The 23,683-nt window shown below is 66.9% G+C and carries 24 protein-coding genes; 14 read left to right on the top strand and 10 right to left on the bottom strand.

The window, feature by feature from the left end:
* The first annotated feature begins 12 nt into the window (after window positions 1–12).
* Window positions 13–1,305: a serine hydrolase gene (locus tag FHW94_RS11430; RefSeq protein ID WP_168555933.1), complete on the top strand. Its 1,293-nt coding sequence runs from the start codon at window positions 13–15 to the stop codon at window positions 1,303–1,305.
* 64 nt (window positions 1,306–1,369) lie between these two features.
* Here FHW94_RS11430 and FHW94_RS11425 read toward each other — a convergent pair whose 3' ends face one another.
* Window positions 1,370–2,689, bottom strand: a complete 1,320-nt coding sequence (locus FHW94_RS11425; protein ID WP_168555932.1) for a CHASE3 domain-containing protein — start codon at window positions 2,687–2,689, stop codon at window positions 1,370–1,372.
* A gap of 181 nt (window positions 2,690–2,870) precedes the next feature.
* Between FHW94_RS11425 and rpmH the strand changes: the two genes are divergently transcribed.
* The 7 genes from rpmH (at window position 2,871) to dapE (ending at window position 8,230) form a co-directional block, all read left to right on the top strand.
* On the top strand, window positions 2,871–3,005 hold the full coding sequence (rpmH, locus tag FHW94_RS11420) for a 50S ribosomal protein L34 (protein ID WP_109797087.1): 135 nt from the start codon (window positions 2,871–2,873) through the stop codon (window positions 3,003–3,005).
* Window positions 3,006–3,103: 98 nt separating this feature from the next.
* Window positions 3,104–3,520: a ribonuclease P protein component gene (gene rnpA / locus FHW94_RS11415; RefSeq protein WP_168556107.1), complete on the top strand. Its 417-nt coding sequence runs from the start codon at window positions 3,104–3,106 to the stop codon at window positions 3,518–3,520.
* 5 nt (window positions 3,521–3,525) lie between these two features.
* Complete coding sequence (yidD, locus tag FHW94_RS11410; protein WP_168555931.1) at window positions 3,526–3,735, top strand: membrane protein insertion efficiency factor YidD; 210 nt, start codon at window positions 3,526–3,528, stop codon at window positions 3,733–3,735.
* Window positions 3,736–3,780: 45 nt separating this feature from the next.
* Window positions 3,781–5,586, top strand: coding sequence for a membrane protein insertase YidC (gene yidC / locus FHW94_RS11405; protein ID WP_168555930.1), 1,806 nt, complete (start codon window positions 3,781–3,783; stop codon window positions 5,584–5,586).
* Window positions 5,587–5,621: 35 nt separating this feature from the next.
* A complete protein-coding gene (gene yihA / locus FHW94_RS11400; RefSeq protein WP_179506661.1) occupies window positions 5,622–6,248 on the top strand; it encodes a ribosome biogenesis GTP-binding protein YihA/YsxC in 627 nt (208 codons plus the stop codon).
* A 189-nt stretch (window positions 6,249–6,437) separates the two neighbouring features.
* Window positions 6,438–7,106, top strand: a complete 669-nt coding sequence (locus tag FHW94_RS11395) for a glutathione S-transferase family protein (protein WP_168555928.1) — start codon at window positions 6,438–6,440, stop codon at window positions 7,104–7,106.
* Window positions 7,103–8,230, top strand: a complete 1,128-nt coding sequence (dapE, locus tag FHW94_RS11390; RefSeq protein ID WP_168555927.1) for a succinyl-diaminopimelate desuccinylase — start codon at window positions 7,103–7,105, stop codon at window positions 8,228–8,230. Before FHW94_RS11395 ends, dapE begins: the two co-directional genes overlap by 4 nt.
* A gap of 4 nt (window positions 8,231–8,234) precedes the next feature.
* On the opposite strand, the gene FHW94_RS11385 is transcribed toward dapE, so the two are convergent.
* From FHW94_RS11385 to FHW94_RS11360, 6 genes are all read right to left on the bottom strand, one after another.
* Window positions 8,235–8,660 carry a GNAT family acetyltransferase gene (locus tag FHW94_RS11385; RefSeq protein ID WP_168555926.1) on the bottom strand — a complete coding sequence of 142 codons (426 nt, stop codon included), beginning with the start codon at window positions 8,658–8,660 and terminating at the stop codon, window positions 8,235–8,237.
* A 6-nt stretch (window positions 8,661–8,666) separates the two neighbouring features.
* Complete coding sequence (locus FHW94_RS11380; RefSeq protein WP_168555925.1) at window positions 8,667–9,467, bottom strand: siderophore-interacting protein; 801 nt, start codon at window positions 9,465–9,467, stop codon at window positions 8,667–8,669.
* Window positions 9,468–9,643: 176 nt separating this feature from the next.
* On the bottom strand, window positions 9,644–11,047 hold the full coding sequence (locus FHW94_RS11375; RefSeq protein WP_349237502.1) for a trehalose-6-phosphate synthase: 1,404 nt from the start codon (window positions 11,045–11,047) through the stop codon (window positions 9,644–9,646).
* Complete coding sequence (locus FHW94_RS11370) at window positions 11,044–12,855, bottom strand: glycoside hydrolase family 15 protein (RefSeq protein WP_168555923.1); 1,812 nt, start codon at window positions 12,853–12,855, stop codon at window positions 11,044–11,046. Before FHW94_RS11370 ends, FHW94_RS11375 begins: the two co-directional genes overlap by 4 nt.
* Window positions 12,852–13,568 (bottom strand): trehalose-phosphatase, encoded by a 717-nt coding sequence (gene otsB / locus FHW94_RS11365; RefSeq protein WP_349237501.1) that lies wholly within the window; start codon window positions 13,566–13,568, stop codon window positions 12,852–12,854. Before otsB ends, FHW94_RS11370 begins: the two co-directional genes overlap by 4 nt.
* Before the next feature lie 170 nt (window positions 13,569–13,738).
* A complete protein-coding gene (locus tag FHW94_RS11360; protein WP_246866072.1) occupies window positions 13,739–14,161 on the bottom strand; it encodes a MerR family DNA-binding protein in 423 nt (140 codons plus the stop codon).
* An 82-nt stretch (window positions 14,162–14,243) separates the two neighbouring features.
* On the opposite strand from FHW94_RS11360, the gene FHW94_RS11355 reads away from it, so the two are divergent.
* Window positions 14,244–14,990, top strand: a complete 747-nt coding sequence (locus FHW94_RS11355; protein WP_168555921.1) for a glutaredoxin — start codon at window positions 14,244–14,246, stop codon at window positions 14,988–14,990.
* 54 nt (window positions 14,991–15,044) lie between these two features.
* On the opposite strand, the gene guaA is transcribed toward FHW94_RS11355, so the two are convergent.
* The gene (gene guaA / locus FHW94_RS11350; protein ID WP_282599580.1) at window positions 15,045–16,631 is read right to left on the bottom strand and encodes a glutamine-hydrolyzing GMP synthase; all 1,587 of its coding nucleotides are present in this window, start codon (window positions 16,629–16,631) and stop codon (window positions 15,045–15,047) included.
* Between the two features lie 621 nt (window positions 16,632–17,252).
* Here guaA and gluQRS point away from each other — a divergent pair.
* The 5 genes from gluQRS to FHW94_RS11325 are packed head-to-tail and all read left to right on the top strand — an operon-like array spanning window position 17,253 to window position 20,187.
* Window positions 17,253–18,113, top strand: a complete 861-nt coding sequence (gene gluQRS, locus FHW94_RS11345; protein ID WP_168555919.1) for a tRNA glutamyl-Q(34) synthetase GluQRS — start codon at window positions 17,253–17,255, stop codon at window positions 18,111–18,113.
* The gene (locus tag FHW94_RS11340) at window positions 18,110–18,343 is read left to right on the top strand and encodes an HIG1 domain-containing protein (RefSeq protein WP_168555918.1); all 234 of its coding nucleotides are present in this window, start codon (window positions 18,110–18,112) and stop codon (window positions 18,341–18,343) included. Before gluQRS ends, FHW94_RS11340 begins: the two co-directional genes overlap by 4 nt.
* A gap of 18 nt (window positions 18,344–18,361) precedes the next feature.
* Entirely contained in the window at window positions 18,362–18,922 is a 561-nt protein-coding gene (locus tag FHW94_RS11335) for a cob(I)yrinic acid a,c-diamide adenosyltransferase (protein ID WP_168555917.1), read from the top strand.
* 26 nt (window positions 18,923–18,948) lie between these two features.
* Window positions 18,949–19,818, top strand: coding sequence for a 3-hydroxyacyl-CoA dehydrogenase NAD-binding domain-containing protein (locus tag FHW94_RS11330; protein WP_168555916.1), 870 nt, complete (start codon window positions 18,949–18,951; stop codon window positions 19,816–19,818).
* Between the two features lie 48 nt (window positions 19,819–19,866).
* A complete protein-coding gene (locus tag FHW94_RS11325; protein WP_168555915.1) occupies window positions 19,867–20,187 on the top strand; it encodes a hypothetical protein in 321 nt (106 codons plus the stop codon).
* 19 nt (window positions 20,188–20,206) lie between these two features.
* On the opposite strand, the gene pgeF is transcribed toward FHW94_RS11325, so the two are convergent.
* Together pgeF and pepN are read right to left on the bottom strand one after the other, a co-directional pair.
* Window positions 20,207–20,980 carry a peptidoglycan editing factor PgeF gene (gene pgeF / locus FHW94_RS11320; RefSeq protein WP_168555914.1) on the bottom strand — a complete coding sequence of 258 codons (774 nt, stop codon included), beginning with the start codon at window positions 20,978–20,980 and terminating at the stop codon, window positions 20,207–20,209.
* Window positions 20,977–23,586 (bottom strand): aminopeptidase N, encoded by a 2,610-nt coding sequence (pepN, locus tag FHW94_RS11315; protein WP_168555913.1) that lies wholly within the window; start codon window positions 23,584–23,586, stop codon window positions 20,977–20,979. The genes pgeF and pepN overlap by 4 nt, the downstream gene beginning before the upstream one ends.
* Window positions 23,587–23,683: the final 97 nt, after the last annotated feature.

Genomic DNA, 23,683 nt, shown 5'->3' with positions numbered 1-23,683 from the left:
GGTATCCCTGTCATGGCTTTCCGCCCCAAGGCCGCCCTCCCGTTTGCCTGTGCCACCCTTGCCCTGTGCGCCAGTGCCGCTGCCGGCGCGCAGACCGCGCCGCCCCATGTGCTGCCCAATGGCGCCGTGCCGCCCAACCTTGCCGCCGCGCGCACCCACATGCTCGAAGCGCCCGAAAACATGCTGGCCTTCCACAACATGGACCAGCTGTTCCAGACCCGCCCGGTGCCCCGCTCCGGCCCCATCGCCGCCCTGCCGCGCGCGGACCAGGCCCTGCCCGACGCCGTGCTGGGCACCACGCGGATGAGCGAGGACGCCTGGGAAGACCGCACCTTCACCAACGCCATGCTGGTGATGCGCGATGGCAAGATCGTGCACGAAAGCTATCGCAACAACACCGACGCTGCCACGCACTACATCTCGTTCTCGATGGCCAAGTCGATCACCTCGCTGCTGGTCGGCATCGCGGTGAACCAGGGGGCGATCAAGTCGATCGACCAGCCGGTCACCGACTATGTCCCCGAACTCAAGGGTTCGGGCTATGACGGGGTCACGATCCGCCAGGTGCTGCAGATGCGCTCGGGCGTGGATTACGAGGAACGCTACGATTTCGGCGCCACGCCCAGCACGGCCGCCAAGATCTTCCTCAACGCCATTGTCGCCAACACCGAACGCTTTGCCGATACCGCCCCGCGCCTGGGCCGCAAGTGGAAGCCGGGCAGCCATTTCAACTATTCCACGCTCGATACCAGCGTGCTGGGCTGGATCCTGGAACGCGCGACCAGGCAGCCGCTCGCCAGTTTCATGGCGCAGAACCTGTGGCAGCCGATGGGCATGGAATCCTATGGCTACTGGCTGGCCGACGGTGCGCCCGGGGTGGGCCGCGAACTGAACGGCATGGGCTATAACGCCACGCTGCGCGATTTTGCCCGGCTGGGGCAGATGATGCTGGACCAGGGCAGGTTCAACGGCCGCCAGATCGTGCCGGCCGAGTGGGTGCGCCAGTCCACCGCGATGATCCCCAACGCAGATCCCGGCACGCCGCCCCCGCCGCCGGAAGTGACCGATCCCTTCGCCCGCTCGGGCTATGGCTTCCAGTGGTGGAAGCTGGATGATACCGGCGCCTACACCGCGCTCGGCCTGCAGGGGCAGTTCATCTATGTCCACCCCGCCACGCGCACGGTGATCGTCAAGCTCAGCTTCTTCCCGCCCGAAGGATCGGACCTGGGCAATCGCGCGCTGGAAGAAACGCTGGCCTATTTCAAGACGCTGACCACCTGGGCCGGCACCACCCCCCGGCCCTGACATCTGCCACGCCCGCGATGGCGTGGGCGCCGGCAAGCCACCGCGCCTGCCGGCGTCCTTGCGCTCAGCGGTGGGGGAAGGTGATCTCCACCATGATGCCCTCGGGCGAGAAGCGCCGCACGATCCGCCCGCCCAGTTGCCGTTCGGAACTGCGAATCAGCGCCGAGCCAAAGCCTTCGCGCGCCGGCACGCCGTCTTCGGGCAGCGACAATGGCGCGGCGGCGCGTTCCTGCCAGACAAGCCGCACGGTCTTGTCCGCGTCGACGCCCCAGCGCACCTCCAGCAGGCCGCCCGGCGCGGCCCAGGCGCCGTACTTGACCGCATTGGTCACCAGTTCGTGCAGCACCAGGCCCAGCGGCACGGCATGGCGGCCCGACACCACCAGGGCGCCCCCGGCCAGGTTGCAACGCTCGCTGTCCGAACGATAGGGCGCGATCGCCTTGGCCACCAGGTCGGCCAGGTCCACTTCGCCCTCGCCATCCAGCCGCCCCTGCGTCACGTCGTGCGCGGTCACCAGCGCGTGGATGCGCTTGGCGATGCGGTCCACCGCCGGCGCGGCGGCGGTGTCGCCCCGGGCCGACATCTTCACGATCGCCAGGATCACCGCGAACAGGTTCTTGACGCGGTGGTTCAATTCGCGCGCCAGCAAGTCGGCGCGATCGCGCGCTTCGGCGATCAGCGCGGCATTGGCTGCGGCGGCCTGCGCCTGCGCGGTGCGGATCACCTGCCACAGCCCCAGCACCAATGCGATGGCGATGATCACCGCCAGCAGGCCCAGCGAGGGCACCACGCGCGCCTCGGCCACGGCGGCGCTGTCGGTTGCCGCGTCCAGCCTTGCCCGCTCGGTGCGCTCCAGCCGGCCCACCGCCTGGCGCAGGCCCTCCATCGCCAGCTGCCCTTCGTCAGACAGCGTGCGCACCCGCGCCTCGACCAGTTCGCCGCGCCGCACCAGTTCCACGGTGCCAGCCATTTCGGCCCACTTGGCATCGCCCAGCCGCTCGATCTCGTCGACCAGGGCGGCCTGCTGCGGATCGATCTCGCGCCCCAGCCGGCGGCGCAGCGCGCGTATTTCGGCAAGATAGGCCGCGTGGCCCTGGTCATAGGGTTCCAGGTAGCGACGATCGTACGTGATATAATAGCCGCGCTGCCCGGTCTCGCCATTGAGCGTGGCGGCCACGATGCCATCAAGCGCGGCCAGCACGGCACTGGTCCGCGCGGCCTGCTCGCGCTGCACCCGCTCGGCATCCACGGTGGCAAAGATCAGCGCAAAGGTGCCCAGCAATGCCAGCACCAGCACGGCAAACAAGGCCAAGGTCAGCCACGCCGGCCTGCGGCGCCATATATGGCCCGACGCGTGGGCCTGCCCGGTTTCGTCGGCAACCATGCCCCCACCTAGACAATTGCCCGCGATGCGGCAAGCGCGGTCGGGTGCGGTACGGGGGCGCGGCAAATGCTTGACGGATGCCCCCGCCTCGCTTATCGGCCCACCCCTGATTTCGGCTCGGCGTCGGTTGCGGCGGCGTGCCTGTTGTTCCGATTCGCCAGACAAGAAGAAGAGCTGAACCATGAAGCGCACTTTCCAGCCCAGCCGCCTCGTGCGTGCCCGTCGCCACGGCTTCCGCGCCCGCATGGCCACCGTCGGTGGTCGCAAGGTGCTGCGTGCCCGTCGCGCTCGCGGCCGCAAGAACCTGTCGGCCTGATCGCGTCCCTTCCGGGCACCATGTCGGATGAGGCAGGGGCGGATTTCGCCCCCTCTCCTCGGCCCCGATCTCCTCGGTGCAGTGCCCGGTTGGTCACGATTGCCAGGCGTGCGGATTTTCTCGCCGCCAATCGCGGAATCCGGGTCGCAAGGCCCGGATTCGTTCTTTTGGTGAACCCCCTTGCGCGCGCCGATGGCTCGCTGCGCTTTGGGGTGACGGTCACCAAGAAGATCGGCAATGCCGTGGTCCGCAACCGCATGAAGCGGCGCTTTCGCGCGCTGCTGCGCGATCTGCTGCCCAGCCTTGGCATTGCCGGGGCCGATCACGTGCTGATCGGCCGCGAGAACGGGGTGGAACGCGATTTCGCCCTGCTGCGCAGCGAACTGGTGCAGGCCCTGGCCCGCGCCGCCGCCGGCAAGGGCGATCCGCCGCGCAAGCCGGGAAACCGTCCCGGCGGCAAATCGGGCGGCAAGAACGCCCCGCGCACCGAACCCAAGCCGGCTTACGGCCGATAAAGCCCATGAAGCGCCTGCTCATCCTCATCGCCCGGGGCTGGCAGCTTGGCCCCTCCCGCATCCTGCCCCCCTCGTGCCGCTATGCCCCCTCGTGCTCGCAATACGCGATCGAGGCGTGGCAGAAGCATGGTGCGATTAAGGGTAGCTGGCTTGCCGGCTTGCGGCTATTGCGCTGCCATCCCTGGGGTGGCTGCGGCTACGATCCCGTGCCCTAGGGCGCCCCTTTCCAACCAGCTAAATTCAACAAAACGCGAGGCACAGTGGAGAAACAGCGCAACCTGATCCTGGCGGTGGTCCTGATGGGCCTGCTGCTGATCGGCTGGGATTACGGCATCGCCTATTTCTATCCGCAGCCCAAGGGCAAGCCTGTGGCCAGTGCCCCGGCCGCAAACCCGGCTGCCCCCACCACCGACGGCCCGCCGGCCAAGCCCACCCGCGAAGGCGGCCTGCAGGCCCCGGCCGACGTGGCGCTGGAACAGAAGGACCTGAGCCAGGCCCTGTCTGCCGGCAATCGCGTGGCGATCGATGCGCCCGGCCTCAAGGGCTCGATCAACCTGGTCGGCGGCGTGGTCGACGACCTCACCCTGGTGCGCCACCGCGAAACGATCGACAAGGCAAGCCCCCCGGTCCGCCTGTTCTCGCCCGCCGGCACTCCGGCGCAGCATTTCGCGCAAGTGGGCTGGCTGGGCCAGAACGGCATTGCCGCGCCCAACGGGCAGACCGTGTTCACCGCGCAAGGCACCAAGCTGACGCCCGCCACGCCGGTGACGCTGACCTGGTCGAACGCCACGGGGCAGACGTATGCCCTGCGCTATGCGATCGATGAAAACTACATGCTGACCGTGACGCAGAGCGTGACCAACGCCGCGCCCACGGCCGCCTCGGTCGCGCCTTTCGCGCGCATCAACCGCACCGACAAGACGATGAGCCAGGATACCTGGCAGGTCCATTCCGGCCCGATCGGCGCATTCGATGGCTCGGTCAATTTCTCCAACAACTATACCGATGTGGCCAAGGCCGGATCGGTTGCCCCGGCGGGCGCTGCCAACTGGATCGGGTTTACCGACATCTACTGGCTGTCGGCGCTGATCCCGGCCGATGGCGGCGCCAAGCCCACCGCCGATTTCCGCTCGCTCGGCAACAGCCTGTTCGCCGCCGACCTGATCTGGCCGGCCGCAAGCGTGGCCCCGGGCCAGACGCAAAGCCAGACCCTGCGCCTCTTCGCCGGCGCCAAGGAAAACAACGTCCTCGAGGCTTACGAAAAGCAGGGGGTGACGCACCTGTCGCTGTCGATCGACTGGGGCTGGTTCCGCTGGTTCGAAAAGCCGATCTTCTGGCTGCTCGATTCGCTGTTCCATGGCGTGAAGAACTTCGGCCTGGCGATCATCCTGCTCACCCTGCTGGTGCGCGGCATGATGTTCCCGGTGGCCCAGCGCCAGTTCGCCTCGATGGCGGCCATGCGCGCGCTCCAGCCCAAGATGAAGGCGATCCAGGAACGCTACAAGGACGACAAGGCCCAGGCCCAGCAGGAAATCATGAAGCTCTACAAGGAAGAGCGCGTGAACCCGCTGGCCGGCTGCCTGCCGATCTTCCTGCAGATCCCGGTGTTCTTCGCGCTGTACAAGGTGCTGGTGCTGACCATCGAAATGCGCCACCAGCCCTTCGTGCTGTGGATCAAGGACCTCTCGGCCCCCGATCCGCTCCACGTGCTCAACCTGTTCGGCCTCCTGCCCTTCACCCCGCCCAGCTTCCTGGCCATCGGCGTGCTGGCGATCATCCTGGGCGTGACGATGTGGTTGCAGTTCAAGCTGCAGCCCGCCGCGATGGACCCGGCGCAGCAGCAGATCATGGGCCTGATGCCGTGGATGATGATGTTCGTGATGGCGCCCTTCGCCTCGGGCCTGCTGCTCTACTGGATCACCTCGAACCTGCTCACGATTGCCCAGCAGCGCTATCTCTATAGCCGCCACCCGCAATTGAAGGCGCAGGCGGCCAAGGACCAGCAGAACCTGGATCGTAGCGCGGCGCGCAACACCCCCTCCAATGCAAAGCCCAAGAACAAGTGAGTGTAACCGGACCTGACGCGGAAGGCCTGCGCCTGATGGCCCTGGAAGAGCGCGCCCGCGCGCTCTTTTCCGGCCGCGTGGAATTCCTGAAATCCGCCCCGCAGCTCAAATTCCTGCCCGATCCCGATTTCCCCGAGATCGCCTTCTGCGGCCGCTCCAACGTGGGCAAGTCCTCGCTGCTCAACGCGCTGACTGGCCGCAAGTCGCTCGCGCGCACCTCGGTCACGCCGGGGCGCACGCAGGAACTCAATTACTTCGAAGTGGGCCAGCCCACGCTGTTCCGCCTGGTCGACATGCCCGGCTACGGCTTTGCCAAGGCCCCGCCCAAAGTGGTGGAACAGTGGCGCCGCCTGGTGCGCGATTTCCTGCGCGGGCGCGTGGTGCTCAAGCGCGCGCTGCTGCTGATCGACAGCCGCCACGGCATCAAGCCGGTGGACACCGAAATGATGCAGATGCTCGATGAAGCGGCCGTCAGCTATCGCGTGGTGCTGACCAAGGCCGACAAGATCAAGGCGAGCGAGCTGGAGCAGGTGGTGGCGCAAACGCAGGCCGCCGCGCGCAAGCACATTGCCGCGCATCCCGATGTGAGCGTGACGTCTTCGGAAAAAGGCCTTGGCATCGCCGCCCTGCGCGGCGCCGTGCTGGACGACGCGGCAGTCTGAGTCCCCTCCCACCACCGCTTCGCGGCGGTCCCCCTCCCCGCCTTCGTCAGGGAGGATCAGGTCCTCCCCATCACCGATGGGGAGGTGCCAGCCCACAGGGCTGACGGAGGGGCGGGCGGGCCTGCACACCCTCGACAGCCCGCGCCCCAGGCTCTAGGCGGAAAGGCGATCCCTCGAAAGGCCCCCCGCATGAAGCTGGTCATCGGCAACAAGAACTATTCCAGCTGGTCCTTGCGCGGCTGGTTGGCGTGCAGGCAATCGGGCCTGGCTTTCGAGGAAATCACCGTTCCGCTCTATGGCGACGATTGGGACGAGGCCAAGCGCCGCGATGCCAACCTGGCGCCTTCATCGGGCAAAGTGCCGATCCTGTGGGATGGCGAGGCGGTGGTGTGGGACAGCCTGGCGATCATCGATTACCTGGCCGACAAGGTTGGCCGCGACCGGTTCTGGCCCAAGGACGATGCGGCACGGGCCATGGCGCGTTCGCTGGTGGCGGAAATGCATTCGGGCTATTTCGCGCTGCGCGGGCACATGCCGATGAACATCCGCCGCCGCCAGGCCGTGGTCGAAGTGCGCGACGATGTGCGCGCCGATATCGTGCGCATCCTGCAATTGTGGGCCGAGGCGCGCGCCCGGTTCGGCCAGGGCGGGCCGTTCCTGTTCGGCACGTTCAGCGCGGCCGATATCATCTATGCCCCGGTGGTCTCGCGCTTCGTCACCTATGGCGTGGGCGTGCCCGGCTTTGCCCTCGCCTATATGCAGGCCCTGTGGGAGCATCCCTGGATGCAGGCCTGGATCGACGCGGCCGAGGAAGAGGAGTGGACCATCGAACAGTTCGAGGAAACGAGCCAAGCATGAGTGCCGATCCCGTCGTCCTGACCGAGCGCCTGATCGATTGCCCCAGCGTGACCCCGGCCACCGGCAGCGTGTTCGACATGCTCCAAGCCATGGTCGTGCCGCTGGGCTTTGCCGTGCATCGTTTTGTCGAGGGCGAGGCTCCCGATGGGCCGGTGGAAAACCTGCTGGCGATCCGCCAGGGTCCTGTCGGCAGCCGCCATTTCGCCTTTGCCGGGCACCTCGATGTGGTGCCGCCTGGCCAGGGCTGGACCAGCGCGCCGTTCACGGCAGAACGGCGCGGCGAGCTGCTCTATGGCCGGGGCGCGGTGGACATGAAGGGCGCGATCGCCGCTTTCGTGGCGGCGCTGGCCGATATCCCGGCTGAAGCCGGCACGATCAGCCTGGTGATCACCGGAGACGAGGAAGGCCCCGCGCGCTATGGCACGGTGGCCCTGATCGAGCGCATGCGTGAATTGGGCGCCCTGCCCGACCTGTGCCTGGTGGGCGAACCCACCAGCGTCGACCGCCTGGGCGACATGATGAAGATCGGCCGGCGCGGCTCGGTCAATATCTGGCTCACGGTGGATGGCGCGCAAGGCCACGTCGCCTATCCGCACCTGGCCGACAACCCGATTCCGCGCCTCGTCGCCATGCTCGCTGAACTCGATGCACTGGTGCTGGATAAAGGCAGCGACTGGTTCCAGGCCTCGAACCTGGAAGTGACCGACATCGAGGTGGGCAACCCGGCCACCAACGTGATTCCCGCCCAGGCCCGCGCGCGCCTGTCGATCCGCTTCAACGACCTGCACACCGGCCAGGGCCTGGTTGACCGGGTGACCGAAATTGCCACGCGCCATGGCGGCACGGCACGCGCGGTCATCTCGGGCGAAAGCTTCATCACCTTGCCCGGCGCCTTTTCCAGCCTGATCGCCCAGGCGGTGGAGGCTGAAACCGGCGTGGCGCCGGAACTTTCCACCACGGGCGGCACATCGGATGCGCGCTTCCTGCGCGCACTGTGCCCGGTGGTGGAATTCGGCCTGTGCAACGCGACGATGCACAAGAAGGACGAGGCCGTGGCGATGGAAGACTTGCGCGTGCTGACCCGCATCTATCGCCGCATCGCGCTGGCCGCGCTGACACAGTAGCCGATCAACGCCCATCCAGGCGCCGGCCCAGGGTTTCCACTGCCTGCGGTTCATAGCCCAGCGCGGCATAGAACGCCTTGGTCGCCAGGTTGTCGCTGCGCACCATCAGCATGATCTTGGGGCAATCGCGCGCGGTCAGCCATTCCTCGGCCGCGCGCATCAGGGTGCGGCCCAGGCCCTGGCGCTGGAACGCCGGGGCCACGCCCAGGTAATAGACCCAGCCGCGGTGCCCGTCATAACCCACCATGATCGTGGCGGCCGGTTCTCCCGCCACTTCGGCCAGCAAGACCGCCGAAGCAGGATTTTCCATCGACAGATGATAATCGGTGGCGGGATCGTTCCACGGCCGCGTCAGGCCCGCCGCCTGCCACAGGCCGATCACGGCCTGGGCATCGGCGGGTGCGGCTTCACGAACGGCAGCAGCGGCCATGGCCGCTCAATCCTCGCCCAGGTTCTTGGCCGAGCTATCCGCCTGGCCCGCCACCCAATAGCCGGCAGCCTTGATCCAGCGCTTGTCCAGACCGCGTTCGCCCACCAGGTATTCGCGCGCTGCGCGGGCCACGGCCGCTTCGGCAGCGATCCACACGAACGTGTTCGGCGCCAGATCGACTTGCGCCAGCGCGGCCAGCAGCGGCGCAGGATCGGTGGCAGCGGCCGCATCGCGATGCAGCCAGCGCGTTTCGACGGTGGCGGCACTGGCAAAGGCCTGCTCGTCGGCCGGGCCCGGCACTGCGCCGATCACCGTGGCGGAAACGCCCGCGGGCAGTTCCTCCACGCGGCGGCCGATCGCCGGCAGCGCGGTTTCATCGCCCACCAGCAGCCAGTGCGCGATCGGCCCCTCGATCACTTGCGAGCCGCGCGGGCCGCCGATGCTGATCGGATCGCCCACCTTGGCCGCCCGCGCCCAGTCTGACACGGGGCCGCCTTCGTGGTCGAAGAAGTCGATGGTCAAGGTGCCGGCGGCGGCATCGTGGTGGCGAGGGGTATAGTCCCGCATCACGCGCTCGCCATCGGCGCCCTCCACGAAGATCTTGACGTGATCGTCGGGCGCGCCGCTGATGAAGCCGGCCAGTTCGGGCCCTTCGGCAACGATACGGATCATGTTGGGCGTGAGCCGCACGACCTGCGCGATGCGCAAAGTGCGCCGCACGGTATCGTGGCGCATGCGGCGGATCACGGGCGCATCGGCTGTGGTGGTGGTGCCGATGGCGGCGGAAGTGGTGGTGTGGTCGGTCATCGGGGCAGAGCCTGTCTTTGGCAGTGGGCGCGTTGATTGACGTTAACGCTTACGCTTCCCCTGGCGGGAGAGGCCCACCGGGAATGCGATATTCCCTGCGAACGATTATTAAGATATATCTTTGATCGCTCTTTGGCAAGCCCTGCCACACCGTTTTCACGCCGCCGCCGCGAAAATCATTCCTCCGTCAGCGCCAATTCCCCCGCTTCCGACGGATCGAGCGCCGCCATGAACCGCGCAAGCCACCACATCACGTCTTCCTTGAGCACGGTATCCATCAATGCCCGCCAGCGCTCCTGGCGCTCGGCCAGCGGCATGGTCAGGGCAAGCGCCAGGGCATCGGCGATTTCCTCGGGGCTGTAGGGGTTGATCAGCACCGCCTGCGTCAATTGCGCTGCCGCTCCGGCAAAGTTCGACAGCACCAGAACGCCCGGATCCTCGGGGTCTTGCGCCGCCACGAATTCCTTGGCCACCAGGTTCATCCCGTCGCGCAAGGGAGTGACCAGGCCGACTTTGGCGGCGCGATAGACGCCTGCCAGCACGTCGCGCGGATAGCCCTTGTTGACGTAGCGCAGCGGCACCCATTCGACGCTGGAAAACTCGCCATTGATGCGGCCCGAAAGCGAATCGAGGCTGGCGCGGATTTCCTGGTAGGTCTGCACGCCTTCGCGGCTGGGCGGCGCAATCTGCAGCAGGAACACCTGCTCGTGCAGGTCGGCCCGCTGCGACAGCAGCCGCTCGTAGCCGATGAAGCGTTCCTGCAGGCCCTTGGAATAGTCCAGCCGGTCCACGCCCACGATCATCGCGCGGCCACCGGCGCTTTCTTCCATGCGCCGGCGCATCGCCTCGGCCACCGGGCCGTTGGCGGTATCGGCAAATTCGCGCGCATCGATGCCGATCGGGCAGGCCACCACGCGCAAGGTGCGCCCGTTCCAGGTCACGGTGTTGTCTTCGCCCACGGTCGCGTCCATCTGCGCGCGGACATAGTCGAGGAAGCTTTCCAGCCAGTCTTCGGTGTGAAAGCCCACCACGTCATAGGCGAACAGCGATTCGACCAGTTCCTGGTGATTGGGCAGCGAAACCATCAGCCGCATCGGTGGCCAGGGGATGTGCAGGAAAAAGCCGATGCGGTTTTCCACGCCGCGCTCGCGCAGGCGCTGGCCCAGGGGAATCAGGTGATAATCGTGCACCCACACCAGATCGTCCTTGGCGATCAGCGGCAGCAGGGTGTCGGCAAAGCGGGTGTTGACGCGTTCATAGCCATCGACGAACCCGCGCTCGAATTCGGCCAGGCTGACGCGATAGTGGAACAACGGCCACAACGTGCGGTTGGCAAAGCCGTCGTAGTATTCGTGGATGTCCTGCGGCTCCAGGTCCACCGTGGCGGTGGTGACGCCGGCCGATTTCTGGAAATTGATATGGCCGGTGAAACTCTCGGTTTCCCCGCCAGACCAGCCGAACCAGATGCCGTCGCTTTCGCGCAGCACGGTCGACAAGGCAACGGTCAGCCCGCCCTGGTTGCCCGGCTCGTCCTCACTGGGCGGCTGGACACGGTTCGAGACGACGATCAGGCGCTTCACCTTATGGCACTCCATGGCTTGCTCAGCAGGCCGGCACAATTGATCAGGCCGACCAGCGAGTAGGTCTGCGGGTAATTGCCCCACAGTTCCCCGGAAACGGGGTCGATATCTTCCGATAGCAGCCCGGCGGCGGTGCGGCGGGCCAGCATTTCCTCGAACAGGTCGCGCCCTTCGGCGGCGCGGCCGGTGGCGTGCAACGCCTCGATCAGCCAAAACGTGCAGACGTTGAACGCGGTTTCGGGCAGGCCGAAATCGTCCTCGCTGGCATAGCGCAGCATGTGGCTGCCCCGCCGCAGGCCTTCTTCCACCGCGCGCAGCGTGCCCTGGAACCGCGGATCGTCGGGCGGCAGGAACCGCATGTCGAGCAGCTGGATCAGGCTCGCGTCCAGATCATCGCCACCAAACGTGGCGGAAAAGCGCTGCGTGTCCGGGCGCCAGGCACGCGATTCGATCGTGGCGCGGATCGTGTCGGCCCGGTTCTGCCAGAAATCGGCGCGCTCGGGCAGGACGAGTTCGGCCGCGATATTGGCCAGCCGGTCGCACGCGGCCCAGCACATCGCCGCCGAATACGTGTGGACATGCGCGCGCGTGCGCAGCTCCCACAGGCCGGCATCGGGCTGGTCGTGCACCTGGAACGCGCGTTCGCCCACCGCTTCCAGCGCTTCGAAATCGGCCATGCCGGCCATGCGATAGAGCCGCCGGTCGATGAACGCCTGGGTGTTGCACAACACGATCTGGCCATAGGCATCGTGCTGGATCTGTTCATAGGCCTGGTTGCCCACCCGCACCGGGCCCATGCCGCGATAACCGGACAGGTTTTCGGCCACGCGCTCGGTCAGCTTGTCTTCGCCGCCCAGGCCATAGAGCGGCTGGATATGCCCGCCCCGTGCGCCTTCCACCACGTTGCGCAGATATTCGAGATAGCCTTCCAGCACATCGAGCGCACCCAGGCGGTTGAGCGCCTGGATCGTGTAATAGGCATCGCGAATCCAGCAGAAGCGATAGTCCCAGTTGCGGCCCGAATCGGCATGCTCGGGGATCGAGGTGGTCAGCGCCGCCACGATCGCGCCGGTCTCCTCGAACTGGCACAGCTTGAGGGTGATTGCCGCGCGGATCACCGCGTCCTGCCATTCCAGTGGCGTAGCCAGGCCGCGCGTCCACTGTCGCCATTCGGCAATCGTGCGCGCCAGCATCTCTTCCATGCCATGGCCCAGGTCGTTGGCAAAACTTTCGTCCGGGCCCAGGAAGAAATGCAGCGAGCGTTCCACCCGGAACGGGCGCTCGTCCGCCACCCAGCCCACGGGCGCATCGGTGGTCAGGCGCAGCGTCAGGTCATGCAGCAGATAGCGGACATGATGCGATCCGCTGGTGCGCGCAGGCACGCTCGCGCCCCATTCGCTGGCCGGGCGCAAGGCCACGCGAATGCGCGGGCTACCGGCCAGGCGGCGCACGATCCGGGCAAAGGCCACGGGGCGGTACATCCGCCCGTGGTTCCTATAGCGCGGGCAGAAATCGACCACTTCGATCGCCCCGCCCTGGGCATCGGTGTGGGTCGTCACCAGGACCGGGGTGTTGCGGATATAATGCTGCTTGGTGGCAACAGCATCTTCCAGCGTGATCGACCAGAAGCCCAGCGCCGCCGGGTCGCTGGCGGGCTTGTCATCCAGCAGGGCACAGAACGTGGGGTCACCATCCAGGCGCGGCACGCAGCCCCACACCAGGCTGCCGGTCCGGTCGATCATCCCGGCCACCTGGCAATTGCCGATCGGCCAGAGATCGACGCTCGCGACGCGCGTTGCCTCGCTCATGCCGGCTGCGATCCATCGGCAAAGTCGCGCAGGAACGCACGCACCGCCGCGGGCGAAGACAGCGACAGGGTGGCTGCCGTGCTGCTGCCATCCAGCGCGCGCGCGCCGACCAGCACGCCGTGGCCGCCCAGCGCACGGGCAGCGGCAAAGCCGGCTTCGTCGGTCAGGTCATCGCCAAAGAACACCGGCTGGGTGCCCGCCATGCCGGGCCGCGCCATCATCCGGCGCACCGCCTGGCCCTTGTCGCCGCCGGGCATGCGCAGTTCGACCAGATCCTTGCCGTGCTGGATCTTGAGCGCGTGCGCCTGCGCCAGATGCACGGCCAGCGCTTGTGCCGGCTGCTGCGCTTCTGGCGCCAGGCGCCAATGAAACGCCACGCCGAATGATTTCTCTTCCACCAAGCAACCGTGCCAGGTGCGCGCAAGCGTGTTGAAATCGCGCGCCACGTCTTCCAGCACGGGAAGCCGCTCGGGCCGCGCCCACACGCCGTTCCACCGGTATTCCAGGCCATGGCTGCCGGTGACCGGCAGGGCCTGGGCGATCGGCCCAAGGATGCGATCGATCTGTTCCAGCGAACGCCCGCTCACCATCGACAAGCGCCCATCCAGCCGTCGCGCCAGATCGCCCAGGAGCGCGCGCGTCGCACCATCGGCGCGCACTGCGTCGGGGTCGTCGGCCAGTTCGAGCAATGTGCCATCGATGTCGAGGAACACGGTGGCTCGGGAGAGCAGGCCGGGTCGCGGCGCGGGAAGCAGGGCGGGCGTGGTGGCGATCAGGGGAATGGGGGCACTCCTTGGCTATGGCGGCTGACGCGCCAAAACAATGACTTGCGCTCCTTTTGGTTCCCGCCGCCCCACGGCCCCGCCGCGCAAGTGCTTGTTTCCTAACGCTCGAATGCGGTCAGGATGGGGCATGGCCCCGCCTCGCCATGGCCACAGGCCTGCGCCAGGCGGTGCAGCGCGGCCCGCGCCTGCTCCAGGTCTGCGATCCGGGAATCGAGGGCGGCAATCTGCTCGGCGGCCAGGGCGCGCACGCGGGCGCGATCGTGCGTCGCGTCCAGCGCCAGCAGGTCGCCGATCCGCTCCAGCGTGAACCCGGCCGCCTGCGCCGCACGGATGAACCGCAGGCGGCGCACGTGGCTTTCGCCATAGTGGCGGATCGCGCCACGCTGCCCGGCACCGCCGCCGCGCTCGGGCGTTTCGATCAAGCCGCGCCGCTGGTAATAGCGCACGGTTTCCACGCCGACATTGCCGGCGCGCGCCAGGCCGGCGATGGTCAATGCGCTTTTGGCGCGTTCTGATGGCATGTTCGGCACCCCTTGACTGCGTACCATGGTACAGACCCTATATGGGATGCAGCCCGCTCCAATCCAGCCAAAGGCCGCTGCCATGACCGCTTCCGCCCAGCCCCGCACCGCCGTTCTCTATCGCATGGTCACCGACAAGCACGTCTGCCCCTTCGGGCTCAAGGCGCGGCACCTCTTGCGTCGCAAGGGCTTTGCGGTGGACGATCACTGGCTGCGCACGCGCGCGGAAACAGACGCGTTCAAGGCGCAGCATGGCGTAGAGACCACGCCGCAGGTCTTTATCGATGGCCAGCGGATCGGCGGCTATGACGATCTGCGCCGCCATTTCGGCCTGGCCGTGCCCGATCCCAAGGCAACCAGCTATGCCCCCGTGGCCGTGTTGTTCGCGATCACCGCCTTGATGGCGCTGGCCACCAGCCAGGCGGCGTTCGGCACCCCGTTCACGCTGCGCGCGGCGGAATGGTTCATCGGCATGAGCATGGCGGTGCTCGCCCTGCTCAAGTTGCAGGACATCGGCCGCTTTGCCACGATGTTCCTGGGCTATGACCTGTTGGCGCGCCGCTGGGTGCCTTACGCCACGGTCTATCCCTTTGCCGAGGCGCTGGCCGGGCTGCTGATGATCGCCGGGGTGTGGACTTGGCTTTCAGCGCCGGTGGCGCTGTTCATCGGCACGGTGGGCGCCGTGTCGGTGTTCAAGGCGGTCTACATCGATCGCCGCGAATTGAAATGCGCCTGCGTGGGCGGATCGAGCAACGTGCCGCTGGGCTTCGTCTCGCTCACCGAAAACATCGGCATGGTCGCCATGGCGCTGTGGATGCTGGTGCACTGACGCCAAAAGGGCGCCGGAACCCAAAAGTTCGCGGCGCCCTTGTCGCGGTTCAGGTCATTCCCACTCGATCGTGCCCGGCGGCTTTGACGTATAGTCATAGACCACGCGGTTGATGCCCTTCACTTCGTTGACGATGCGCGTCGCCACGCGGCTGAGGAAGCCGGCGTCGAAGGGATAGATGTCTGCGGTCATCCCGTCGGTTGAGGTCACGGCGCGCAGCGCGCAGACCGAATCGTAGGTGCGGAAATCGCCCATCACGCCCACGGTGCGCACCGGCAGCAGCACGGCAAAGGCCTGCCAGATCGCATCATAGAGCCCGGCGTTGCGGATCTCTTCCAAGTAGATCGCATCGGCCTTGCGCAGGATGTCGCAGCGTTCGCGCGTCACTTCGCCGGGGATGCGGATGGCCAGGCCCGGTCCGGGGAACGGGTGGCGGCCCACGAAGATGTCGGGCAGGCCCAGTTCGCGGCCCAGCGCGCGCACCTCGTCCTTGAACAGTTCGCGCAAGGGCTCGACGAGCTTCATGTTCATGCGCTCGGGCAAGCCACCCACGTTGTGGTGGCTCTTGATCGTCACCGAAGGCCCGCCGGTGAACGAGACGCTCTCGATCACGTCAGGGTAAAGCGTGCCCTGCGCCAGGAAATCGGCGCCGCCCACCTTGCGCGCTTCGGCCTCGAACACGTCGATGAAGGTCTTGCCGATGAACTTGCGCTTGGCCTCGGGGTCGGTCACCCCTTCCAGGCCTTTGAGGAACAGCGTGGACACGTCCACGTGGACCAGCGGAATGTGGTAGTGGTTGCGGAACAGCGACACCACCTGCTCCGCCTCGCCCAGGCGCATCAGGCCATGGTCGACGAACACGCAGGTCAGCTGGTCACCGATCGCCTCGTGGATCAGCACGGCGGCCACCGCCGAATCGACCCCGCCGGAAAGGCCGCAGATCACGCGGGCATCGCCCACTTGCGCGCGGATTTCGGCAATCTTGGTCTTGCGGAATTCGGCCATCGTCCAATCGCCGGTGCAGCCGCAGACATGACGCACGAAATTGGCGATCAGCTTGCCGCCGTCGGGCGTGTGCACCACTTCGGGGTGGAACTGGGTGCCGTAATACTTCTTCTCGTCATTGGCGATCACGGCGAACGGCGCGCCGTCGGACACCGCCACGATGCGGAAACCCGGCGCGAACTGGGTCACCTTGTCGCCATGGCTCATCCACACTTGGTGGCGCTCGCCCGTGCTCCACAGCCCGTCGAACAGCACGCAAGGCTCGGTCACGGTCAGGAACGCGCGGCCGAATTCGCCCGAATCGCCCGGCTCCACCTTGCCGCCCAGTTGCTCGCTCATCACCTGCTGGCCATAGCAAATGCCCAGGATCGGCAACCCGCTGTCGAACAGCACTTGCGGCGCGCGGGGGCTGCCATCGGCGGGCACACTGGCGGGGGAGCCCGACAGGATGATGCCCTTGGGCTTCATGCGGTGGAATGCCGCCTCGGCCTGGGTGAACGGGGCGATTTCGGAATAGACGCCCGCCTCGCGCACGCGGCGCGCGATCAGCTGCGTCACCTGGCTGCCAAAATCGACGATCAGAATTGACTCTGGGAGCATCGATTCGGGGGCCGATTCTTCGGGCTGGATAGTCATGGCTGGCCGATAAGGAAGGCGGGCGGATGTGTCCAGCACTTGGCGCAAATTCGCTGGCCGCGCGGCGGGTGTGGCACCAAAGTGGCGCAATACCACGCAAGTGTTGCCAAATTGCCACAAACTCCCCGCTTGCAACACATGAATTGCACTTATTGCAACTACAGACGCCAGGATCGCACTTGTAACAAAATCGGCTCGTCTTATGTGAGCCCCAGTTCGCGGCTCCGAGCCTTACCCTGCCGGCGCGACGGACTGAGAGGATCCTGCAAGGTTCAACAATAAACCTTGTTAATTCGCAGGAAATCAGGAGCATATCATGCGCAAGTTCGCAACCGTTATGCTGCCGCTCATCCTCGCTGCTGGTGTCAGCGGCGCGATGTTCACTGCCACGCTTGTCTAAGCGCTGGCGGCAGCACTGAAACATTTCAGGTCGGTCCTCTCAAGCGGCCTCGAAATGCATGGAATACTTGAAATACCGCCACGCAGCGCGATGTCACCGCATCGCCGCGCGGCACGAAACGCCAAGCGGCGGTCCGGCGGGGCCGCCGTTTTGCGTTTTTGGCAATTGTGTCTTTCCAGATACACTTGTTCCTGAGAGGAAACCTTTTAGGCACCATCCTCATGATCGTGACGCGCTTTGCCCCCAGCCCCAACGGACCGCTGCACCTGGGCCACGCCTGGGCGGCGATCGTGGCGCACGATCGCGCACGGGCGGCAACCGGCACATTCCTGCTGCGGATCGAGGATATCGACGGCGCGCGCAGCCGCCCGGAACTGGCCGAGGAATTCCGCGCCGATCTCGCCTGGCTGGGCCTGTCGTGGAAGGAAGTGACCCCGCAATCGCAGCGGGTGGAACGCTATCGCGCCGCCGCCGATGCCTTGCGCACGGCGGGCCTGCTCTATCCCTGCCGCTGCACCCGCGCCGAAATTGCCGCCAATGCCACCGCGCAAGGGCCAGACGGCCCGCTCTATCCCGGCACCTGCCGCCTTCACCCCATCGAACCCGGCCCCGATGTCGCCTGGCGGCTGGACATGGCCCGCGCCATGGCGCTCGCCGGGCCGCTGGAATGGACCGACGAACGACGTGGGGTGCAGCAAGCGCGGCCCGAGCTGTTCGGAGACGTGGTGCTGTGGCGCAAGGATGCGCCGGCGTCGTATCACCTTGCCGCCACGGTGGACGATGCCGCCGATGGCGTCAGCGTGGTCACGCGCGGGATCGATCTGTTCCGTGCCAGCCATGTGCATCGCCTGCTCCAGGCGCTGCTCGGGCTGCCGGTGCCGCGCTGGCACCATCATGCCGTGCTCGTGGGCCCCGACGGGCGCAAGCTGGCCAAGCGGCGCGGCGCGGCGGGCTTGGCGGAGCGGCGGCAGAACGGCGAAGATGGCCCGGCGCTGGCCGCAGCGCTGCGTGCCGGTCGTTTTGATAGCAGTCTTTTTGACACTGGCATTTGCCTGGCAGACACCATAGACCTTGCACCATGACCTATGTGCTCGTGCCCTTGCTGATCGTGCTGATGGCGCTGACCGTGTGGTCGCTGCTGCGCGGTGTCGTCGCCTTCCTGCGCACCACGCGCGAAGGACTGGAGCGCGGGGACGAAGGCATCCGCGACATGCAGCTCTTGCAGAACCGCATGATGTTCAACCGCATCAAGTTCCAGGGCCTGGCTATCGTGGTCGTGGTCGTGCTGCTGATGGTTGCCGGCAAGAACTGAACGGGTCCGTTCTATTTCATGGTCAAGCTGAACAAGATCTACACCCGCACGGGTGACGATGGCACGACCGGGCTGGTCGATGGCTCGCGCCGCGCCAAGCACGATGCGCGCATGGCCGCGATCGGCGAAGTGGACGAAGTGAACAGCGCGATCGGCCTGGCCGCGCTGGTCGTGCCGGCCGACGCGGGCGCGGAATTGACCCGCATCCAGAACGACCTGTTCGACCTGGGCGCGGACCTCGCCACCCCCGGCAGCGATTTCGAACCTGGCGAAATGACGCTGCGCGTGGTGCCGGGCCAGGTGGACTGGCTCGAACACGCGATCGACGCGCGCAACGCCGCACTGCCGCCGCTCACCAGCTTCATCCTGCCCGGCGGCAGCGAAGCGGCCGCGCGCGTGCATCTGGCGCGCGCCATTGCCCGCCGCGCCGAACGCGCCGCCGTGGCCCTGGCCGCGCAAGAGCCGGTCAATCCCTCGGCCCTTGCCTATCTCAACCGGCTGTCGGACTATCTCTTCGTGCTGGCCCGCGCGCTCAATGCCGGGCGCGATCCCCTGTGGGTGCCGGGCGCCAGCCGCTAGACCAACTGAAGAAGGAATTTGCGGGCATGCAGACCGTTGCCGTGATCGGGGCCGGGCAGATGGGCGCGGGCATCGCGCAGGTCATGGCGCAGGCCGGGCTGGCCGTGCTGCTGGCCGACATGAATCTGGCCGCGGCGGAAAAGGGCCGCGACAAGATCGCCAAGGCGCTTGCCCGCCTGGTGGCCAAGGACAAGATCGCGGCCAGCGACGCCGATGCCATCGTCGCCCGCATCACCCCGATCGGCGATTATGCGCCGATGGCGGCGGCCGACCTGATCGTGGAAGCGGCAACCGAGCGCGAAGACATCAAGCAGGCGATCTTTGCCGCCGCGGGCCAGGTGCTGGCCCCCCACGCGATCCTGGCGAGCAACACCAGCTCGATCCCGATCACCCGCATGGCGGCCGGCTCGCCCGATCCGGCCCGCTTCATCGGGTTGCACTTCTTCAATCCCGTGCCGGTGATGAACCTGGTGGAAGTGATTCCAGGCCTGGCCACCTCGGCCGCCACGCTCGACGCGATGCGCACGCTGGTCGGCCGGCTGAACAAGGAACTGGTGCTTTCGCAGGACGAGGCCGGCTTCATCGTCAACCGCGTGCTGATGCCGATGCTCAACGAGGCGGCTTTCGTGCTGGGCAGCGGCACGGCCAGCATCGCGGATATCGACAAGGCCTGCCGCCTGGGCCTCAACCACCCGATGGGGCCGCTGGAACTGGCCGATTTCATTGGCCTGGATACCTGCGTGGAAATCATCCGCGTGCTTCACGCCAGCACCGGTGACAGCAAGTATCGCCCCGCCCCGCTGCTGGTGAAGTATGTCGAGGCCGGCTGGCTCGGCCGCAAGACCGGACGCGGGTTCTACGATTACAGCGGCGAGGCCCCAGTTCCCACGCGGTAAGGAACAGGGGAGCCGTGCAGGCGTATCTTCTCCATAAGGAGATACGCCATGAGCAAGGACCTGCCCGACCTTCCCCCCGAAGCGCACAACCAGGAACAGGACGACGCGCCCAGCCAGGCGCAGACCCTGGCCGATGAAGCGCTGGGCCGCGCCACGGCCGTGCTGGGTTCTGCCGAAGACAGCGAGCGCGTTTCCGGCCAGGGAGACGAGGCCGGCTCCACCCCCGACCTAGTCGATCACATGAAGCAGATGGTCTCTTCGGGCCGGATCGACATGGGCGCCTACCGCGGCGAGCGCAACGACGACGACGAGGAAGGCGGCCTGGGCGAAGCGGGCATCGACGACGACACCCCGCGCGGCGCGGAATGATGCCGCGGCTGGCGAGGGATCAGTCCCCCGCCAGCCCGATCAGCGAGATTTCCCGGCCATAGCCCGGCTCGCCCGCATGGGTGGCGCGGCGGAACGAATAGAACCGGTCGGGCTGGGCGTACGTATCTTCGTCCAGCATGCCGACCACGCCCACCCCGAAGGCATGGAGGCGGTGCGCGACATAGCCGGGCAGATCGAACCAGGCGTGGCCGGCCTTGCCGGCGCGAAAGAAGCGTTCGTTCTCTGCCGCCTGGGCCACGAAGCGAGCCTCGAACGCGGCATCCACTTCATAGCTTTTCTGGGCAATGCACGGGCCGACAATCGCCGCAATCGCGGCGCGATCAGCGCCCAAGGCTTCCATCGCTTCCACTGTCCGGTCGGTCACGCCATCGATTGCGCCGCGCCAGCCGGCGTGGGCCGCGCCGATCACCCCGGCGTGGGGATCGTGAAACAGCACCGGCGCGCAATCGGCGGTGAGGATACCGAGCAAGAGGCCGGCCTGGCGCGTGACCAGGGCATCGGCGCGCGGGCGGTCCGCCTCGTTCCAGGCACTGTCCACCACCACCACGTCGGGCGAATGAACCTGATAGGCGCAGACCAGGGTTGCGCCGGGCAGCACCGCGTGGGCGGCGCGGCGGCGGTTTTCTGCCGTGGCGACGGGATCGTCCTCGCTGCCCCAGCCCACGTTGAGCCCGGCGTGGATGCCCGTGGACACCCCGCCACGCCGGCCAAGGAAGCCGTGCGCGGCGCCGGCCAGGGCCGGATGGGTGAGCACTTCGACTTCCACGCTCATGCTTCCAGGCTCTTGCCCACTTGCTCGCGCACGTCGCGCGACAGCTTGGGCGCGGCGGCAATGCGCTCCAGCTCTGCCCGCATGAGCGCGGCGCGGGCCGGCTCGATCCGCCGCCAGCGGCCGAGCGGCGCCACGAACCGCGCCGCGACATTGCCGTTGATCGGATCGAGCGCCAGGATCAGGTCGGCGATCAGGCGATAGCCCGCGCCATCGCCGGCGTGGAACGCTTGCGGGTTGGCGGCAAAGGCCATGTAGAGCGCGCGCACGCGATTGGGATTGGTCAGCGTGAAATCGCGGTGCCCGGCTAGCGCGCGCACATGATCGAGCGCCTTGGGATGGAGCGAGCCGGCCTGGAGCGAAAACCACTTGTCGATCACCAGCCGGTTATCGGCAAAACGATCGTGGAAGTCGGCCAGCGCTGCATCGCGTTCGGGCACGTCGAGCCCGCACAGCACCATCAGCGCGCCCTGGCGATCGGTCATGTTGTCGGCCGCGTCATACTGCGCCTTGGCCCGCTTGGCCGCCTGCGCGGGATCGGCTGCCGCCAGGTAGACCAGCGCCTGGGTCTTGAGCTTGCGCGCGCCGCGCGGCGCGGCATCGAGGCCATAGGGCACCGCGCTGCAGCGATCGTGCAAGGCGCGCCAGGCATCGCCCAGTTCGCGGCCCAGCCAGGCCTTGAGTGCCTCGCGCTCGGCATGGACGCGCGCAGGATCGACGGGCGTGATCTGTTCGGCAAGGTACGCCTCGCCGGGCAGCATGACGAGTTCGCCGCGCATCAGATCGTCCAGCGCGGGATCGGCCAGGATCGCGCCCAGCGCCCCGCCGATGGCAGTGCGGCCCGCCTCGCGTGCAGCATCGTCCAGCCGGCCTTCGACGGCCGCCACCAGATGCTGCACCACCAGTTGCTGCATCGCTTCATAGCGGGCAAAGGCATCATCGTCGTGCGCGGCAAGGAACACCAGGTCTGCCACGCTTTGCGGCGCGTTGATCGCCACCGGCGCGGAAAAGCCGCGATTGATCGACAGCACCGGCGCGCTGGCGAAACCCTCGAACGTGAACTGCTGCGCTGCCTCGCTCAGCACGATCAGGTGCTCGCCGCCATGCGTGCCGCTCGCCGCATCGAACAGCGCGGTGCGCAACGGGATCACCATCGGCTGCTTGACCGGCTGGCCGGGCGTGGGCGGCACAGTCTGCTGCAAGGCCAGGGTCACGGTGCCGCTGGCGGTATCGTGCGTCATCGCCACGTCCACCTGCGGGGTGCCAGCCTGCTCGTACCAGCGGCGGAACTGCTGGAGGTCCAGCCCGGCACCGTCCTCGATCGCCTTGACGAAATCCTCGCAGGTCGCCGCCTCGCCATCGTGGCGTTCGAAATAGAGGTCCGTGCCCGCGCGGAAGCGTTCGGGACCAGCCAGCACGGTCATCATGCGGATCACCTCGGCGCCCTTGTTATAGACGGTCGCGGTGTAGAAATTGCTGATTTCCTGATAGGAATCGGGGCGGATCGGATGGGCGAGCGGCCCGGAATCCTCGGGGAACTGGGCGCTGCGCAAGATGCGCACGTCCTCGATCCGCTTGACCGGGGCCGAGCCCTGGTCGGCCGAAAACTGCTGGTCGCGCAGCACGGTGAAGCCTTCCTTCAGGGAAAGCTGGAACCAGTCGCGGCAGGTGACGCGGTTGCCCGACCAGTTGTGGAAATATTCGTGGGCCACCACGCCTTCCACGCCATCGTAATCGCCATCGGTGGCGGTTTCCGGATCGGCCAGGATATAGCGGGTGTTGAAGATGTTCAGCCCCTTGTTCTCCATCGCCCCGGCGTTGAAATCCGACACCGCAACGATGTTGAACAAGTCGAGATCGTATTCCCGGCCATAGACCTGCTCATCCCACGCCATCGAGGCGATCAGCGCGCGCATGGCATGGGCCGTGCGGGTTTCATCGCCTGCGCGCACCCAGATCGCCAGGTCGACCTTGCGGCCCGAAACCGTGGTGAAGCTATCGCGCGTGGCGACGAGATCGCCCGCCACCAGGGCAAAGAGATAGGAAGGCTTGGGCCAGGGATCGTGCCAGATCGCCCAGTGGGTGCCGTCGTCTTCCTCGCCGCTGTCCATCGGGTTGCCGTTGGAGAGCAGCACCGGGAACGCCGCCTTGTCGGCCGTGAGCGTGACGGTGTAGCGGCTGAGCACGTCGGGACGGTCGGGGAAGAAGGTGATGCGGCGAAAGCCTTCCGCCTCGCACTGGGTGCAGAGCAGCCCGCCCGAGGCATAGAGCCCGGAAAGCTGGGTATTGGCGGTGGGGTCGATGGTGGTTTCGATCGTCACCTGGTGCGCCTCGCCCGGCAGTTCGATCACCAGGTCGTCGCCGTCTATGGCCCAGGCGTTGTGCGGTTCGCCATCGACGGCCACGCTTTGCGCCACCAGCCCGTCGCCATTCAGGCGCAGCGGCCCGCCTTCCCCGGCCGCGTTGCGCTCCACATCCAGGGTGGCGGTAACCGCCGTGGCCGAAAGATCGAGCAGGAAATCCAGGGCGATATCGGGAACCAGCCAGGCGGGCGGGCGATAATCGGCGCGCTGGATCACGATGGGCGGCTGGCTGGCTGAATCCTTCATGCCCTAGACTTAGGAAGCCGCAGGCCTTGGGGCAATTGAGCAAATCCGAAACAGGGGATAATTGCCGGTTTTAAAGCCCCTCCTCTTCGCAAGGAGG

Source organism: Novosphingobium sp. SG720 (assembly GCF_012275365.1).
GTDB lineage: Bacteria > Pseudomonadota > Alphaproteobacteria > Sphingomonadales > Sphingomonadaceae > Novosphingobium > Novosphingobium rhizosphaerae.
This window is presented reverse-complemented; position numbering and strand designations above follow the sequence as displayed.